General features: G+C 54.3%; 10 protein-coding genes. 4 read left to right on the top strand and 6 right to left on the bottom strand.

The window, feature by feature from the left end:
• Nucleotides 1–164 precede the first annotated feature (164 nt).
• From V7651_RS18520 to V7651_RS18510, 3 genes are all read left to right on the top strand, one after another.
• On the top strand, nt 165–731 hold the full coding sequence (locus tag V7651_RS18520; protein ID WP_335614009.1) for an RNA polymerase sigma factor: 567 nt from the start codon (nt 165–167) through the stop codon (nt 729–731).
• A gap of 33 nt (nt 732–764) precedes the next feature.
• A complete protein-coding gene (locus V7651_RS18515) occupies nt 765–1,772 on the top strand; it encodes a FecR family protein (protein WP_335614008.1) in 1,008 nt (335 codons plus the stop codon).
• A gap of 139 nt (nt 1,773–1,911) precedes the next feature.
• Complete coding sequence (locus V7651_RS18510) at nt 1,912–4,719, top strand: TonB-dependent receptor (RefSeq protein ID WP_335614007.1); 2,808 nt, start codon at nt 1,912–1,914, stop codon at nt 4,717–4,719.
• Nucleotides 4,720–4,920: 201 nt separating this feature from the next.
• Here V7651_RS18510 and V7651_RS18505 read toward each other — a convergent pair whose 3' ends face one another.
• From V7651_RS18505 to V7651_RS18480, 6 genes are all read right to left on the bottom strand, one after another.
• A complete protein-coding gene (locus tag V7651_RS18505) occupies nt 4,921–7,236 on the bottom strand; it encodes a TonB-dependent receptor (protein ID WP_335614006.1) in 2,316 nt (771 codons plus the stop codon).
• A complete protein-coding gene (locus V7651_RS18500; RefSeq protein ID WP_335614005.1) occupies nt 7,166–8,320 on the bottom strand; it encodes a DUF917 domain-containing protein in 1,155 nt (384 codons plus the stop codon). The genes V7651_RS18505 and V7651_RS18500 overlap by 71 nt, the downstream gene beginning before the upstream one ends.
• Nucleotides 8,317–9,903 carry a hydantoinase/oxoprolinase N-terminal domain-containing protein gene (locus V7651_RS18495; protein WP_418887266.1) on the bottom strand — a complete coding sequence of 529 codons (1,587 nt, stop codon included), beginning with the start codon at nt 9,901–9,903 and terminating at the stop codon, nt 8,317–8,319. The genes V7651_RS18500 and V7651_RS18495 overlap by 4 nt, the downstream gene beginning before the upstream one ends.
• Nucleotides 9,904–10,089: 186 nt before the next feature.
• Nucleotides 10,090–12,696: a winged helix-turn-helix domain-containing protein gene (locus tag V7651_RS18490; RefSeq protein ID WP_335614004.1), complete on the bottom strand. Its 2,607-nt coding sequence runs from the start codon at nt 12,694–12,696 to the stop codon at nt 10,090–10,092.
• Between the two features lie 186 nt (nt 12,697–12,882).
• Nucleotides 12,883–15,414 carry an ABC transporter permease gene (locus V7651_RS18485; RefSeq protein ID WP_335614003.1) on the bottom strand — a complete coding sequence of 844 codons (2,532 nt, stop codon included), beginning with the start codon at nt 15,412–15,414 and terminating at the stop codon, nt 12,883–12,885.
• Nucleotides 15,411–16,076 carry an ABC transporter ATP-binding protein gene (locus V7651_RS18480; RefSeq protein ID WP_335614002.1) on the bottom strand — a complete coding sequence of 222 codons (666 nt, stop codon included), beginning with the start codon at nt 16,074–16,076 and terminating at the stop codon, nt 15,411–15,413. Before V7651_RS18480 ends, V7651_RS18485 begins: the two co-directional genes overlap by 4 nt.
• Nucleotides 16,077–16,140: 64 nt before the next feature.
• Between V7651_RS18480 and V7651_RS18475 the strand changes: the two genes are divergently transcribed.
• Nucleotides 16,141–16,869, top strand: a complete 729-nt coding sequence (locus V7651_RS18475; RefSeq protein WP_335614001.1) for an arylesterase — start codon at nt 16,141–16,143, stop codon at nt 16,867–16,869.
• Nucleotides 16,870–17,083: the final 214 nt, after the last annotated feature.

Below are 17,083 nucleotides of genomic sequence, written 5' to 3'. Positions count from 1 at the left end.
CAGTGAATCATGATCCAGGCTGATCAGGAATCCTTTTTATGGGTCCGGACCCTAGATTTTGTCCAATTGCAGTGCTCTACGAGCAAACTTGATGGCAAAGATTGCAAGACGCGGTGCGCTTATCGCATGTCCGCTCGAACCAAACGAAACCCAGGGCCAGTCCTTTGAGCGATGTATCCAGTAAAGACGGGTTCCTTACGGCAGCGACCGCCGAAGCCCCCGTCGTTTCTTCGGACTTTGAATCCTTTTATCGTGTGCACTGGCCGGACCTCTGTACGCAGCTGAAGCGCGCCTTTGGACAAGGACCACCCGAGCCCGAAGACGTGGCCCAGGCGGCCTTTCTCAAGTGGGTGTCTCTTGATGATACGAGCCGCATAAAGAATCACCGCGCCTTCCTTTACACAATTGCCAAGAACATTTTGCTTGAAGCAAAACGTGACAGCGCGCGAAAGGCGGGTTTTGCGAATACTCTGGTTGAAAAATACACCGGTTCTGCGATTGAAGACGTAACGCCTGAACGCGTACTCATGAACAAGCAACGGTTTGACCTGATATGGGAAGCAATCGCGCTGCTTCCTGAAAAACAGCGAACCATTGTCAGGATGCACAGGATTGAAGGACAGACATATCAACAAATTGTCGAAGCGACAGGTTGGTCCTATGGCGACGTCTATCGGCAAATGGACCGGGCGCTCGCGGCTCTTTCCACCGCTCTTGTCTCGTTGACGTAGATTATCATGGCAAGCGAAGGCGACAGGCGAAGCATGACGGCCCCTGAAAACATGGCGAAGGTCAAAGAAACCGCTAGGCATTGGGTGGTATATCTGCATTCCGGCCATACGGAGCCAGAACAGCTGGCCAAGCTGGAAAAGTGGGTGGCTAGCGACCGTCACCATGCGGAGGCCTTCCGGGAATTTGAACAGCTATTCCAGGACCTGAGTCACCCCGGTTGGGTTGCCAATACAAAGCCCCTTCCCCCTCCCCCATCGGGGCGATCAAAGTTTCCGAAGTGGCTTCAAGCATCAGCCCTTGTTCTGGTGGTCGGATTTTTCGGCGTGGGTTTTGCTTTGCTTTCTTCCCGCGAGTTGCCGTCTCCCACAGAAACTGTGTTCCAAACGGCAACAGCCGAATTGCGCGACATCCATCTTGAGGACGGAAGCATTATAACGGTCGGCGCGCGGTCCCGTCTCGAAACCCGGTTTACGGATGCGTTTCGGATTGTCTCACTCTCTGAGGGACAAGCATTCTTTGACATTGCACCCGATACAGGCCGCCCCTTCTATGTCGAAGTTGGTACAATGATGGTGCGCGTTGTCGGCACAAAGTTCGATATCAAGAACGATGATGGCACGATGCGCATCGCTGTCGCTGACGGGATTGTTTCCGTTATGAAGGCGGATGCCCCGAGCGCGATTGAGGGTGCCCTTCAAGACGTCGACAAATCCGTCCTGTATGCGGGCGACCAGCTTCTCGTTTCATCAATGAAGAGGGCTCCAGAGAAATCGACAGTCGAGCCGGAGAAAACATCGCCTTGGCGAGAGGGATGGCTGTCTTACGAGAATGCCAGCTTGAGCGAAATCGTATCCGATCTGAACAGATATAGAGACGCATCGATTGTGCTGGCAGACCCTGCTTTGGGAGATCTGCGGATCACAGCCGCCTTTGGCGTGGACCAAACGGATCAGTTCATCGCAGTACTCCATTCAACGCATGAAATCAGCCGACGCGAAGGCCCCAATGGCCAGGTCATACTTATCCATGACGGCGCGTAACGCGCCGAGATGCGGAATACTGCATCTTTTATGAATGATTTTGGATAATTGGCGCGCCTCATTCCATCAATCCCATAGCGACGGTCGGACATGGACTTTGGTTCCCGGCCGCGAGCGATCACATCAATGAGGATAAATCATGCGCAAACGTGCTCTGACTACCATTTCCAGATATATGCTGGCGGGATCCATATCTGCCATAGCACTGCAAACCTGCCTTGCTCAGGCGCAGGCCGATCAGTTGAAAACAGCTGACTTCCAGATCGAGTCGCAGCCTTTGGCCAAGGCGCTCCTGAAATACTCAGAGCAATCGCGCAGGGTTGTTGTTGTCTCGAACGATCTGGTCACGGGAAAAAAATCAGCTGCAATCCAGGGCGACCTACCTCCCGAAGAAGCACTTGCTCGCATGCTTGACGGGACGGGTCTGATTTGGACCAACGATCAGAATGGCTCGATTGCTTTGCGTTCCGTCAGCGAACAAGTCGAACCGGCGCAGGAGGCCCCTGCCCCTTTTGAAGTGGCTCAGCTGGATGCGCCTCAACCGGCTCCCGTCGCTTCCGCAAAATCGGCACCTGAAACTGACGAGACGAAATACCAGGAAACAGTCATCGTCACGGGCCTTCGCGGCGCGCCGAGAAGCGTCATTAATAGCCCAACCCCCATTGATGTTATCAACAACGAAGACTTGGCACGGCTTGCGGGCGGCATGCCCCTTCGCGACGTGCTTACACAGCTTGTCCCATCCTTTCAGTCCGCAACGGTCGGCAGCTCTTCGTTCGGCAGCGTAACCCGCCCGGCAGGTTTGCGTGGCCTCTCTGGCGTACACGTGCTGGTTCTTGTGAACGGCAAGCGGCGTCACAACAGCTCGATTGTCGACTTCAATTCCGGGGCGACATCCATGGGTGGCAACCCTGTTGACCTCGACCTCATTCCTGCCAGCGCAATCAAGCAGATCGAAGTCCTGCGAGACGGCGCTGCAGCGCAATATGGCTCCGACGCGATCGCGGGCGTCATCAACATCATCCTCAAGAACAATGCCGAAGGCGGCCGCTTCACCGCAGAAACGGGTCAGCGCTACGGCAAGGATGGTAGCGGTTCTGATGGTGAGACCTATCAAGCAAGCGTGACCAAAGGCTTCGCAGTCGGAAATGACGGCTCCCTGACCCTTACGCTTGATGGCAAGAAGGCAGAGCCAACTGTCCGTAACTCGCCTATTACGGCCAAGCTTTACGACAACCTTCCTGACGGTTCGCCAGACCCGCGCGAAACGACTGCTAATCGCCGCACTTACCAGGGCGGCTTGCCACGTGTTTCGGAAGTGAAGGCTGCCCAGAACCTCATTCTTCCATTCGATGGCTACGAACTCTATTCATATGGCACGTTTGGATATCGGGAAGCCGAGGTTGGTCAGGCCGGTCGGCGGCCTAACAGCAGCCAGAACATCCTTGAAATTTATCCGGATGGATACACACCATACTATACGCTCCAGGAAACCGACTTCGAGATCGTCGGCGGCGGACGCGGCACAATCGGCGGCTGGGATGCGGACTTTAGCTCGGTTTTCGGTCGCAATAAGGCTGAAAATGGTTCGACCAATTCACTGAACGCCTCGCTTGGCCCGAATAGCCCGACTGAGTTCACGACCTTCACGTCTTATTTCGACCAGTGGACAAATAATGCCGACTTTACGCGTGCGTTTGCGATGCCGCAGGGTGGATCATTGCAAACGTCATTTGGCGCTGAATTTCGTCACGAAAAGTACGAAACCAAGTCCGGTGACGAAGCTTCATATGAAAATGGCGGTTATTTCTACACGGATGGTTCGCTCGCAGGCAGGCCGGCCGCCGTTGGCGCCCAAGCCGCGATCGTCGTGACACCTGAAGACGAGGCCGACCTCTCACGCAACGCGTACGCCGCCTATGTCGATCTGGCCTATGATGTGACGAGTAAACTGCTTCTCACCGCAGCTGGCCGATTTGAATCCTATGACGACAGCGCAGGCGACGTCCTCAGCGGCAAGGTCAGCGGCCGCTATGAAATGACGGATTGGCTCGCCCTTCGCGGCGCGGCAAGCAACGGCTTCCGCGCGCCCTCGCTGGCGCAGCGAGGCTTTGCCCAGTCATCCACTTCTGTAAACCTCGTGAATGGCGAGTACATTCCGATCCTGTCGAAGACCGTCCAGGTGGAATCCTCGATTGGACAGGCTCTTGGCGCTAACCCGCTAAAGCCCGAAAAATCGGTCAATCTAAGTGCTGGCTTTACACTCACGCCCCTGGCGAACCTGGACATCAGCGTCGACGCTTACCGAATTGATCTTGATGACCGCATCACGCGCACCGGCCTCCTCTCGGGAGCTGGTGTGTCCACCATACTGGTCGCCAATGGGTTCTCCGGCGATCAATATGTTCGCTACTTCACGAATGCCATCGACACACAGACAAAGGGCATCGACGTCGTTGCAACATATACATACGACACGGACCAATATGGCGTCTTCCGCAGTACCCTTGGCTACAACCATAATGAGACCGAGATCACACGGATTGCAGAGAACCCATCCGAGCTCGCCGGCCTAGGTCTGACGCTGTTCGACCGGCAGTCGCAAGGCTGGTTCACGGAAGGGCCGAAGTCGAAACTTATTCTAGGCGTCAACTGGACTAAAGGCCCTTATGGCTTGAATCTCAAGGAGACCCGCTACGACAAGTTCACCTCGCTGAACAACAACTCGGCGTTCGACCAGAGCTATGGTGCAAAATGGGTAACGGACCTCGAAGTATCTTACGGCCTGTCAGATGATGTTAAGCTGTCGGTCGGTGCCTATAACCTGTTCGATGTCTATCCTGACGAGAACACGGTCTCCAGTTCGATTGGTATCGCACCTTGGGGCGCTGGACCATTCGGCCACTATGGAGGCTACTACTATGGCCGCGTCACCGTCGACTTCTAGACCGTCGTGAACATATACTAAAAGGAAAAAACCAGGCCTCTTACTCAGAGGCCTGGTTTTTTAAGTATTCAAGACAGCAGGCCAAGAACCGAGAACATTCGAGTTTACGCAAACTCTATCTTCAGTGCGGTCTTTCTACAGAGTACATATCAGGACGCTTTGACCCCACATTCTCGTCAGATCCAGCTAAATTCTCTGAATCTAGAACTTGTATTTCAGATCAACACCATAAGTGGCAGGCCGCGCCTGCGACCCGAGATCGAACGGGGCACCTGCATATTCAGATGGGTTGAAGTCGGCATAATATTCTTCATCGAGAAGGTTCTTGCCCCAAATTGATGCCGACCAGCGCTCGCCTTCAAGCGACGCCCTCAGCGACACAAGATTGACCGGATCGCGCACATCGACATTGTCGATCTGCCAGAATTTCTCACCCTGATATTCGTAATCCACTCGGAACACTGCGCTGAGATTTGATCTAACCTGCTTGATATACTGGGCGCCAAGGTTGAATGACCATTCCGTTGTCTTGGGTGAGTGCGAGCCAATGACTTTGGAAATGTCGACGCCCGATGCTGTCAAGTAAGACTCCAGTTGGGCATTCCCGATAGATTTGATTTCAGAGTCTGTGTAGCCGACGCCGCCGGTGACCGTGATCTGATCGCTGAGGCGATACTGAACGTCCGCATCGAAGCCGCGCATGTCCACCTTGTCGAGATTGGAGATGATTTGCGACACAGTGCTGGCGTCGACAAAGAAGAACTGGAACCCGTCACTCTCAGAAGCGAATGCAGCAATATTGAATGTACCGTCACCATTTGCGAAAGTGCTTTTCAAGCCAAGCTCATAATTGGTGAGCATCTCGTCGCCGAATGAATCCAGAACGACTCCTGGTGCATTGAACCCACCAGACCGAAAGCCTGTGCTGTAAGTGGCATAGCCCAATACATCCGGAGTGATATCGTAGCTGAGCGTCACTTTCGGCTGGAAAGCATCGAAGGTCGTGCTTCTGCCTGATCCTGCAGCGCCCGGCATATTCTGATTGCGCTGGTCTTCGTCATAGCGCGCACCAACCTGCAGGGTCGCACGTTCGCTCAAGTCAAACTCGGCCTGACCGAACAGGGCCCAGGCTGTATTGTCGTTATCTTCGCCCCGATCAATGATGATGACGCCATTCTCGAACTGATCAAGCGATCCATTGAGATCGAGAAAGCCGCGAGTCAGGAGACTGCGATCGGTCTGCAGGTAGTACGCGCCGGCGATCCAACGGAAAGCGTGCGTGTCCGGAGAGACAAAACGCAACTCCTGACTCATGAGCTGGAGCGAGAGGTTTTGGCCCTGACCCAATTCGCCAAAAGGGCCAAATGTTGGTTGCGTTGGATTCGAGAAGTCCAAGTCCGACCGATAATCTTCATTGAGGTCGGTATAACCGAGGATATACGTCGCCGTTGCGAATCCCATATCCAGCGTCGCCTTACCGCTAAGATCAGTAATATCTGCCTTCGTTACGCCAGCCAGGCTGGATCTCGGCTCAAACACATCATTTGAGTTATTTCCTGACCGAAAATCCGGGTTCAGGGTGCTGTTGACGACTGCATCGTAAGCGGCACCAGCTTGCGCATCATTATAGGAAGCGCGCAGGTCAATAGAGAAGACTTCGTTGGGCGTATAGGCCAGTTTGCCCCGTATGGAATAGTCGTGATCGACATCATCTACCGTGCGGCCAAGATACGTGTTCTTTATAAGGCCGTCGGTCTCATAGTAAGAACCAGAGACGCGGAACAATAACTGGTCTTTGACGACAGGCCCGCTGATGCCTGCGTCCATCCGGTAACCGCTGCCGTTCGACAGGCCACCCGCGACAAAGCCCTCAAACTCATTTGTGGGTTGCTTAGTTACGATATTAATTGCGCCCCCGATCGCATTGCGACCGTAGAGGGAGCCTTGTGGACCTTTGAGCACCTCAATCTGCTGCACATCGAACAGCGGCATCTTAAATTGCTTCTGGCTGTTCTGCGGCACGCCATCGACAATGATGGCGACAGGCGAGTCGGCATTGTTGATCTGCGTCACACCGCGTACGACAACAAAGCTGTTGAGATAGGTGAAGCTGTCATCGAACGTGAGGTTCGGCGTGAGGGCAATGAAGTCTTCAGTCGAACGGATGCCGGCATCTTCGATGTCCTGCGCCGTGAACGCCACGACGCTATTGGGAACTTCCTGCAGCTCCTGTTCACGGAATTGCGCCGTCACAGTGACTGTCTCCAACGTACGGCTTTCTTCGGTAGTCGTGTCCGCGCCATCCTGCGCATAGGCGTGCAAGGGAGTAGCAAGAGCCGTGAAGCTCAGAATGCAGGCGGAATAGAGAAGTCGACTCTTCAGGTTGGCTTGTTTCACGTTCTGGTTCCCCATGGTGGATTGGATAAAATTCAGTGCGCAGGATCGGCTAAGTCGTGAGTTCCTCGATCGGCGTGAAGTCAAAATCGAGCCCGAAACAACGGGGATGGATGAATTCAAGGGCTTGTGGCGTCTTGAGCAATTTTGGCGCGGCCGCAGCAATCACCTTCACACGCTGACCATAGCGAAGGGCTTCAGTCGGAATGGGCTCTGCCGTTTCCCGATCCACAATCGTGATCAAATCGGGCACTACCGCCCGCAAGATACCGTTTTCAAGGGCAACCAGATTTTCATTCTGGAACTGGACATCCATTGCGCCCGATGTCCCATTCAAGCTTTCAATCTTGCAGTGACCGATAGAAAAGCCAGCAGTTGTCTCTCGGCGCAGATCGATAATCTTGCCATCAAACAAAATACGCGCATGGCCATAGATGGACGACTCCGATAGCCGACGGACAAGCCCCCCCACCGCATCGCCTGCTCGCCTACCAGCCACAATCGCACGCCCGATCTCAAGCGCTTCCGTAAGCGTGTTGTGGACCGTCGCACGCTTAACCTCAGCGCCCGTCATGGGGTAACCAGCGACTATACAGCTCAGCCCCATATTGATGGCCACGGAACGCACGAAATCCTCAGCGCGCTTGGCCGTGCCGGTCTCGATTATCACGGAATTAACATGTTCATCGACGATGACGAAAGGTGTCGCACGCACACCTTCAAAGTTCATAACCACCATCTGAATTTCAGGAAAAGCGCGCCCCATGCCGTCTGCATTCAGGAGAGGCAGGCCCAAGCGCGCGGCAGCGACGATCGGCACGGTCGAATTAACCCCGCCGATTTCCGCCGGCATAAGGGCATCTATCGGCCTCCCCAAACGCTCGGAAAGACGCATGACAGCAAGGTCGATGTCGGCACCGGAAGCTGCCTTTTCATTCAATACAGTCGGCGCGCCAAGCATGGCAACGAATGCAACGGTGGCATCATCATCCAGCGAATTGACATCGATAATTTTCGGATGACCAAATTCGCGGATCGCATTCTGCGCCATTAAGCGCCCAATATATGGATCCCCGCCACCGCCCGTTCCAAGAAAAGCGGCACCTCTGGCAAAATCGTGCAGATCGTCTTCCGAAAGGATGAGCTCTCCCGAACCAGAGACATCAAGTACCGATTTGAGTTCAGTTAGATTTGGAGTCAGGCTCATCGTTGGTTGACTCCCGCAGCGGCCAGATCCCCAGCAACCTTCACTCTCAAACGGACCGCGCCGCCCGGCACATAGGCCAGCGGCAACTCTTCGATATCCATAATTTCGAGACTGTCGGCGCCAGCCCCAGCGGCTACCGCACGCGCCTTTGCACTTGCGATGGCATCTTCCATCGCCGCTTCGCGGCCCTCCACATCGTAAGAATAGACCTTGTCGGTTTCGCCGCCGATCTTTGCAATGGAGGCGCCGATAGCATTGGCGACGCCAGCATCCGAATGCGTCCGCACCTCAGAAATTCCCTTTAGGTCACGATTGATAAGGACTGAACCACCGCCGACAAGAACAAGTGGGGCCGCATCCCCGCTGGTTTTCATCCTGTCTAAACCGGCCTCAACAAGGCGGTGCATCTCCGTCACACCATCCTCGATCATACGCTTGTCCAGTCTGGCTACCCGCGACCGGTCTCCTATATCCGCATATCCAGCTGCAACCGCGAGGTCGGTCGCAGTAAGTGTCTCGCCACCAAATACCACCGCTTGCGTTGTGATATTATATCCGACGGATTGCGGACCGATCTGAACCCCGCCACCTTTGGGCAGCGTGACGATACTCCCGCCGCCCAGCCCAATTGCGATTATGTCAGGCATCCGGAAGTTTGTGCGCACACCGCCAATATCGACCATGACTGAAGACTCGCGCGGAAAACCATTACTAAGCACGCCGATGTCGGTCGTCGTACCGCCAATGTCCGCCACAAGCGCATCTTTCAGGCCAGACAAGTAGGCTGCGCCGCGCATAGAATTCGTCGGACCAGATGCGAAGGTCAGAACGGGATACTGCTCGACGAAGTCAGCGCTCATAAGCGTGCCGTCATTCTGGGATACATAAAAGGGAGCCGCGATCCCCAGTTCCTCAAGCGCAGACTTGAAACCTGTGACGGTATCCCGCGCCAGCGTCACGAGGCTGGCGTTCATGATTCCCGCATTCTCCCGCTCAAGCAGACCAATCCGACCGATACGGGAAGACAGCGTAATCGCGCAATCGGGGTGCTCGTGGGAAATAATCTCGGCAGCACGCAATTCCATTGCATCGTTCACCGGTGCGAACAGAGCTGAAAGCGCGATTGAGTTCAGGTTTCTCGACTTGAACTGGCGAGCAGCATCGGCCACAGCGAGTTCATCCAGATCAGCATTTACCCGGCCGTCATACTGGTAACCACCGCGAACCGTTATAGTGTGGCCGCCCAAGACGCTGGATATATCAGCTGGCCAATCTGTCATTGGAGGCAGGGCCTGCGCTGCCGGCAAGGCTATCCGGATGACACCGACAGAATCGAGATTTCGGCGCTGTACAAATGCATTCGTGAAATGGGTGGTTCCTATTGAGACAAAGGAAACGTCAGAGGCGTCGGCGCCACTAGACGTAATAATTGCAGAAATCGCCTTTACGATACCCTCACGAACAGAGCGTGTAGTCGGTGACTTTGTGGAGGCAATAATAGCTGATCCACACATCAAGACAGCGTCAGTATTGGTTCCACCAACATCCACACCGACACGAAGGTTTTTATGGCCTGTTTTCAAATGTGTTCGCTGCCTTCGACATAAAATTGGAACTCTTGAAGGCAAACGCTACGACAAACACACAAAGGAGTGTCGCTGGAATGTTAGTAGGCCGCGTACAAGGTTAGTAGTTCGGCTTTCAAGATCGGTAGTTTTTCGGCAGTTTTGCGAAAGGGTTTAGTGTGCGTCTTTATCGACGGCACTTACCTATGCATCTAGGACACCAAGGGCCCTGGCCCTGCGAACAGCTTCCTTCCGCGTGTGCGCATTTAGCTTCACATAAACATTCTTAAGGTGATAGCGGATTGCATGCTCGGTTACTCCGATGGAAAGGGCAATCTGTTTGTCGGTCTGGCCCCTTTGAAGCTCGCTGAGAACGGCGCGCTCTTTTTTCGTGACGAGCGATTGCTGCTCTTGCCCTGTTAGCGCCTTCTTCCCAACTTGGCTGGCTGACAGTTGAGCCATCAAGTGCGGAAGCTTCATGTGCAAGCCAGCATCTTCGACACAATTCTGCAGCGCAGATCCGATAAAGAGTGTTGCCCGTCCAAAGCAATTCTCTGCCAGACACATATCAAGAATACGAAGGTCTGCCTCGGCCTGACTTATCGGTCGTGAGAGCGCGAGCAAAGCACTCATACGACTTGCGACCCGCAGGTTGCCTTCAGAGAGTTGCCTATCCCGAAATGCCGTTATTCTTTCAAGTGACGGCGTTATCAGCCCCGCATTTGCAAGGTGGAGGTGCAGCTCGCACTCCACCTCTACAATTCGCCACGGAATGATTTCGAGGTCACCGACGAAATCCATTTCTTTTGCATTAGATGCATAAGCGGCTAGATCAATACCCTCGGGACCAAATTCCAGGAGAGACAGAATTGTTCGCTGAGTCACGCAAATACGGCTGAGAGACGCTATCGAATTCCGTACGGAAAATTCTTGCGCGAGATCAAGCACATGCAATGCATCATCAATGTTTCCTGCAACGTAGCTTTGCTCCGATAAAGTCCTGAATGCACCGGCGTAGATATCGATCCAGCCCTCTGCTCGTAGCAAACGCGCAACGAGGTTCTTTAGTCGCGGAGCATTCTTTAGATCATAAGGCGAGTGTTCGTGATACGCTTCGATGGAGATGACGTCGCTTAGGTATTTTATACCGCTGTCAAATGACAGCTCCCTCCTTAGCAGATCTGACGCCTGTTTGAATTCAATGTCGCCACGGTCAGTCGAGTGCATGAATGAGTGGATCATGGCGAGATGGAGGTGGATGTAGACCTCCCCATAAACAGAGCCCGAAAGATCAAAAAACTTCAAGGCTTCATGCGCAAACTGTATGGCGTGCTTAAGGCGTCCCGCCTGATGCGCGGCGAAGCATTTGAACGTCAGAACGAAGCCCTCGAAGTGCTCCAAGATTGCATCGGACTGCCGAATTGCCTGCTCTATTCGTTCGACATCGTCATCATCAATCTTGGCCCCACTGTATACAGCCAGAACCACCTTCGCCACGGCGCATGAAACTGAAAGGAACTCATCCGAGGCAATCCTTTCCGCATGTCGGGAAAGAATGTCTGCGTATAGAGCCGCAGCATCCCATTGCTTTCCTGTCTTCATAAGGATGATACATCGCATCAATGCTGCGGTCGGTGACTTTTGTATGATCTCCGGCCCCAAATACCTGTCGATAGCCCTGAGCTCGATCAGCCCTTCCTGCACCCAGAGGCCAAGGCCGCCTGTATCCTCAAGAATGGTCAGAAGAAGAATCTCGTCGTCAGCCGCCAAAGCATGCTTCACGGCGCGCACATGGTTTCCGTTTACGGAGTACCAATACGCAGCCTTTTTCTGCAGGGCGGCATATCGCTGCGGCGCCTGATTCTGCAAGGTCTGCTTCAGGTATCCTCGCATCATGGGGTGAAGACGATATCCCGCATTTTCACCGGACAGTGGTGCAAGAAAGGCTTCAAGCTTCTCCAGTCTGCCCATGAACTGGTCATCATCCTGACCAAGCACGTCGGATATGGCTTCGTAGGGAATTTCATCGAAGATCGAAGCCTCCAGCAGGAAGCGGCGCAGGTCGGCCTCAATGCGGTTCAGGATTTTTTGCTCGAAATAGGTGGTGATAGCCATGTCGCTATAGCTGGATTCATCAATATGTCTAATATCAAATGTGCCCATGTCAGAAGCAGTGAGCAAAAGCCGGATGAGGACAGGCCATCCCTCTGTGCGCTCTCCCAGCCGCTCGATCTGGCGCTGGGTAAGCCGCCCCTTCCATAAGCGCATCATCTCCTGTTGCCCAAACCGCAACTCATTTGGACCGAGGCGCGAAACCAGTCCACGGTGATCAAGGTCGACAGTGCTTATTCCAGCTGGTTCGCGCGATGCGACGATGATGGTCGCATTTTCCGGTAACCGGGCAAGCAGTGAAGGAATAACATCCCTCTGCACAGATAGCGAAAGGCGCTCAAAATCATCTAGCACAATCCGGACAGGTCGACTTGTGCGCTCGATACATGCCAAAAACCGATGGATCGCCTGTTTCGGATTCCCGTCCGTGCTAAACTCGAAATTCAGAAGTCCGGACTGGGTCATGTCAATCCCAGCGATATGTGCCGAGTAGGCGAGATAGGCGATGAATGTCTCGACATCGTCATCTTCGTCTATAGACAACCAGCATACCGTCACATCTGACTGTTTACTTTGGTCCCGCCACTCGCTGAGCAGGCAGCTCTTTCCGTATCCACCCGGCGCTTCAAGTATAATCAGGTTGCCCTCGGCACCACTTTCCAGCCGGCTTATCAAATCAGTTCGGCCGATTACCGACATGAGTTGTCGTGGGGGCGTCACCTTAGAACGCAGGAGCCAAGGGGCTATATTGGTCTCAATTGGAGGCATGACCGCACGCTTCACAGGAGTCAGCCAGCCGTCAAGCTCTCACGCACTTACCACTGCGAAACACAGCGAGAGATAGGTAGATAAAACATCAACCATAAGGAGAACCATCTGCTGGTCTCAAGGCATGCGGAGTACCTGCGCCGGCGTTCTTGAAAGCGTGGCAAGGCCCACTGCCGCCCCTCCCACTGCAGAAATGGATACCGACGCGATCAGAATGATTAGTGTCTCAAACCATGGGAAATTCCATGTCGCCTCGAAAGCATAGACAACAATAGGATAAGCCGCCGCCACCCCAATGCTCGACCCGATAAGAGCCGCTGCACCACCCGCAAGCGCAAATTCGCTGGCATAGAGCCCCAAAACCTGAGTCCGTTCCGCTCCAAACACTTTAAGCAAAGCCGCCTCGGCACGGCGTTTCCGGGCGAGCGCCGCAAAGGTTCCGAGCAATACGAGCAAACCGGAAAGAGTTACGATGCCAGCAGCCGCATTAACGGCAACCGCGATTTGGCTAAGCAAGCGCGCAGCCGTTTCAAGTGCCTGACGGGTGTGGAATACGACGACCTCGGGCATGGATCCACCTAGCGCAGCGACTATGCTTGCTTCAGTTTCCGGGGTGGTTTTCGCAATGGCGACAAAAGCCGGATTGGCCGCCTCCAGCGTTCCCGGAGAGAGAATGAAAACAACATTTGAACCAATACTGAATGTGCCCCACTCGACTTTCCGCAAGGATGATACTGTGGCCGTTAAATCTCTACCGAAGACGCGAAACTCTATAGTGTCGCCGACACCGAGCCCCATCCCTTTGGCCGCATCAGCCTCAACCGACACCTTTAGTGGGCCTGTATAATCTTCGGGCCACCATTGTCCTTCTGTGAGTATGGTTTCCGGTGGTTTGTTTGCCAGATAGGTGATTGTTGTCTCGCCGCGAACAACCCAACGCTCAGATTCGGCAATCTCTGCCTCCATAACCGGCGCGCCCCTCAATGCCGTCACCCGCGCCAATATGAAAGGCGCCTGGCGGAACGTGGTCTCATCAGCCGTATCCAGGCCTTGCGATTTCACTAGCGCATCAAACTCATCAATGCGGTTGGACGGGATTTGAGAGAAAACGACAGATGGTGCATTTGATGGCGCAGTCTGACTGATCTGACGTAACAGGTTTGCTTGTACAGCCGCAACAAGCGTCAACAAGGCCAGCCCCAAGCCCAGAGCTGGCACAATAGTCGGTGCCAGTGATCCTGGCCCCCCCAAATTCGCGAGCGATAGACGCCGCATTCCGGTCGCGCCAACTGATGCAATTCGAGCAAGGCGCTTAACCAGCCATGCTGTTGCGACGAGTAGAAGGAGTGTGAGCGCAGCGCCACCTAGCACGAGCGCGGTCAGTCCCGGTCTATAGCTTGATGCAATTGCCAAACCGCAAAGGAACATCCCGGAAATTATCGCCCCAATCCGCTCAATCCATGGAACCGAAACACGTTCATTGTCAGCAAGCCTCCGGAACAGGGCAGACGGGCGAGTTGCACGCGAACGACCGATTGCTGGAAGTGCAAACATCGAGGCGGCAAATAAGCCAAGCACTAGCGCCTTGATAAGAGGGAGCGGGTACACACCTAACGCTTGAGGAAGTGGGATCGCGCTTCCCGCAAAATATGACAGCAGGAATGGGACCGCTGCGCCCAGCGCCACACCAGCCAAAGCGCCAATGAAAGCCAGGGCACCCAGCTGTAGCATGTATGCCGCCCTCACTGTTGCTGCTTCAGCGCCGAATACCTTCAACACAGCGATAGACCCGATACGAGTATCGAGAAATGAGCTGGTTGCCTGCGCTACACCCACGCCCCCAGCGATCAGTGCTGCGATACCAATCACGGCGAGAAAACTGTTCAACGTATTGAGGAGTGACTTCAGACCATCGACGGAGTCTTCCGGCGTTCGGATACGCATCGTGCCTGCGCCGAATTCACTCTCGAATTGCTCTTGCGCATTCTCGATCGTAATTCCCTGCTTGAGAACGACACGGAGTCCCGAACGGAACAATTGTCCAGGAGTAAGACGATCCGCTTCGGCCAATGCCTGAAGGCTCACGATGGCTTCAGGCCCAAACGTTCCCGGTGTACCAATGCGATCAGGAACGCTCTTCAGCTCAGCAGTCACGATTGCATCGAGGGGACCAAGCCGTACCGCATCACCAATGCCGATGTCGAAATCCTCAAGAAAAGACTTGCTGACGGCGATACCCCATTTGTCGCCGTCTTTACGCAAAGCTGACTGCAGTGTTTTGGCGCCTCCAGCCAAACCGGCTGCGCCCAGCAAAGGATAGTTCACGTCAACACCGCGAACATCCACCTGTTTCCGGGTGTCCGCAACGCTCCCCATGACGTCGAGAGATACAGTTTCCGAAACTATTCCCAGCTGCGCGATAAATGTCCGCTCATTTGCGGTCGCAAGCCTTTGCGAGGCGGCAAAAATCACATCGGCGCCAAGGAGGTTGCGCGACTCCGCATTCAGGCCGCGTGTAAAGACTTCGGTTACCGACCCTGAACTTGCGATAGCGGCGGTCCCAATGGCGAGACATGCCAGATATATCCAGAAGCCCCGGAAACCGCCAGACAGCTCGCGCAAAGCGATCTTTACTGCCACACCGTTCATTCGATGCGCCCGTCGCGCATGTGCACCACACGCGCGGCCCGCGACGCGAATTCAGTATCGTGTGTCACCAGAACCAGCGTCGTCTCCTTGTCACCTGTAAGTGCAAACAGGAGATCAGCAACACCGCGGCCCGATTCAGCATCAAGATTTCCAGTCGGTTCATCAGCGAAGATGACAGCGGGGTCACTCGCGAGAGCGCGGGCAACTGCAACCCGCTGCCGCTCTCCACCCGACAATTGCCCGGGATAATGTAATCGCCTGTGTGATAGGCCGACCCGCTCCAACCACTCATCCGCACGAGCCTCTACGCAGTCCAAGCCTGCAATTTCCAAGGGCGTTCGCACGTTGTCGAAAGCTGTCATGGTTTCGAGCAGGTGAAACGATTGAAATACCATGCTGACCCGCCCTCGGCGAAGACGCGCCAGCCGGTCTTCGCTCAACGCCTCTATCCGTTCGCCAAGCAACGACACCTCGCCTCGGCTTGGCTTTTCAAGGCCAGCTGCAACGGAAATAAGCGACGACTTGCCTGAACCTGATGGCCCTACAATCGCAACGCTGCTGCCCGACTGAATGTCGATGCTTATATCCTTCAGGACATCCAGTGAGCCATCGGCTGCGGCAAATGTCAGCCATACGTTCTTCATTTCGAGCGCACTCGTCATTCACTTCGCCTTCCATGATGGCAGCGCACATTGCCAACCCTTGGCCGCCTGTCTATCGATAGGTATGATGTCAGTCGAACGGACAGGATTACAAGGGACGAGGTGGAGCGGCATCATCGCCATTCTCTTCCATGCGTCTATTCTCGCTGCTTGTGGTGCGCCTCCTGCCGACGTGCCAGCTGAACGAGCAAATCAATCACAGGAATCAACTCCTCCTGCTATTCCAGCGTCAGGGCCCGTCGTGGTTTTCCTGGGTGACAGTTTGACTGCCGGGTTTGGCCTTGCTGCGGAGGAAGCTCTGCCAGAGCAGGTCGCCAATGTACTCAAGGCTGAAGGCATTGAAGCCCGCGTTGTCAATGCTGGTGTATCCGGCGATACGACTGCTAATGGCCTTGCGCGGTTCGACTGGAGCGTGACGGCTGCCGATGCTGATATGGTTGTGATCGCACTTGGCGCCAATGACTATTTGATGGGAATTACTCCTGAATTAGCGAAACAGAATTTGTCCGCGATCATTCAGAAGGCCAAGGATAATAATATTGACTGCATTCTGGTAGACCTTCAGCCTCGCAGCGCCATGGAGGAAGGCGGCCGCGATGCTGCCTTCGCTTCAATCTATCCTGACCTAGCCGCACAATTTGGTCTGATATACTATCCATCCCTGATGAATGGTGTCGAAAACCAGCCGGACCTTCTTCAGTCCGATGGGCTCCATCCGACTTCGCAAGGAGTAAGGGTGATGGCGGAAAATCTCGCACATTTTCTTGAGCCAGTCATAGAGAGATACGAATAGGTACCCCGGTCATACGCGAGAGACCGTTGAGAGAAGAAAGCTTCTGTGCGATTTGGAAAGCTCAACTCCAATGGTTCACTTTCGTATTGAAATGCAGGTGCAATTTCGCCCTCGTGACCATTAGAGTTGTAGCTGTGACAGGCTAACTCAGCATGGAAGTGACCTGAGACCCATTTGGTCCCGCATTTGAATAGAGAGTCTGTCGCAACGGAGA

The sequence above is a fragment of the Hyphomonas oceanitis genome (genome assembly GCF_036964545.1).
GTDB classification, from domain to species: domain Bacteria; phylum Pseudomonadota; class Alphaproteobacteria; order Caulobacterales; family Hyphomonadaceae; genus Hyphomonas; species Hyphomonas oceanitis.
Note: the sequence above shows the minus strand (reverse complement) of the source record. Positions and strands in the feature narration are given on the sequence as shown.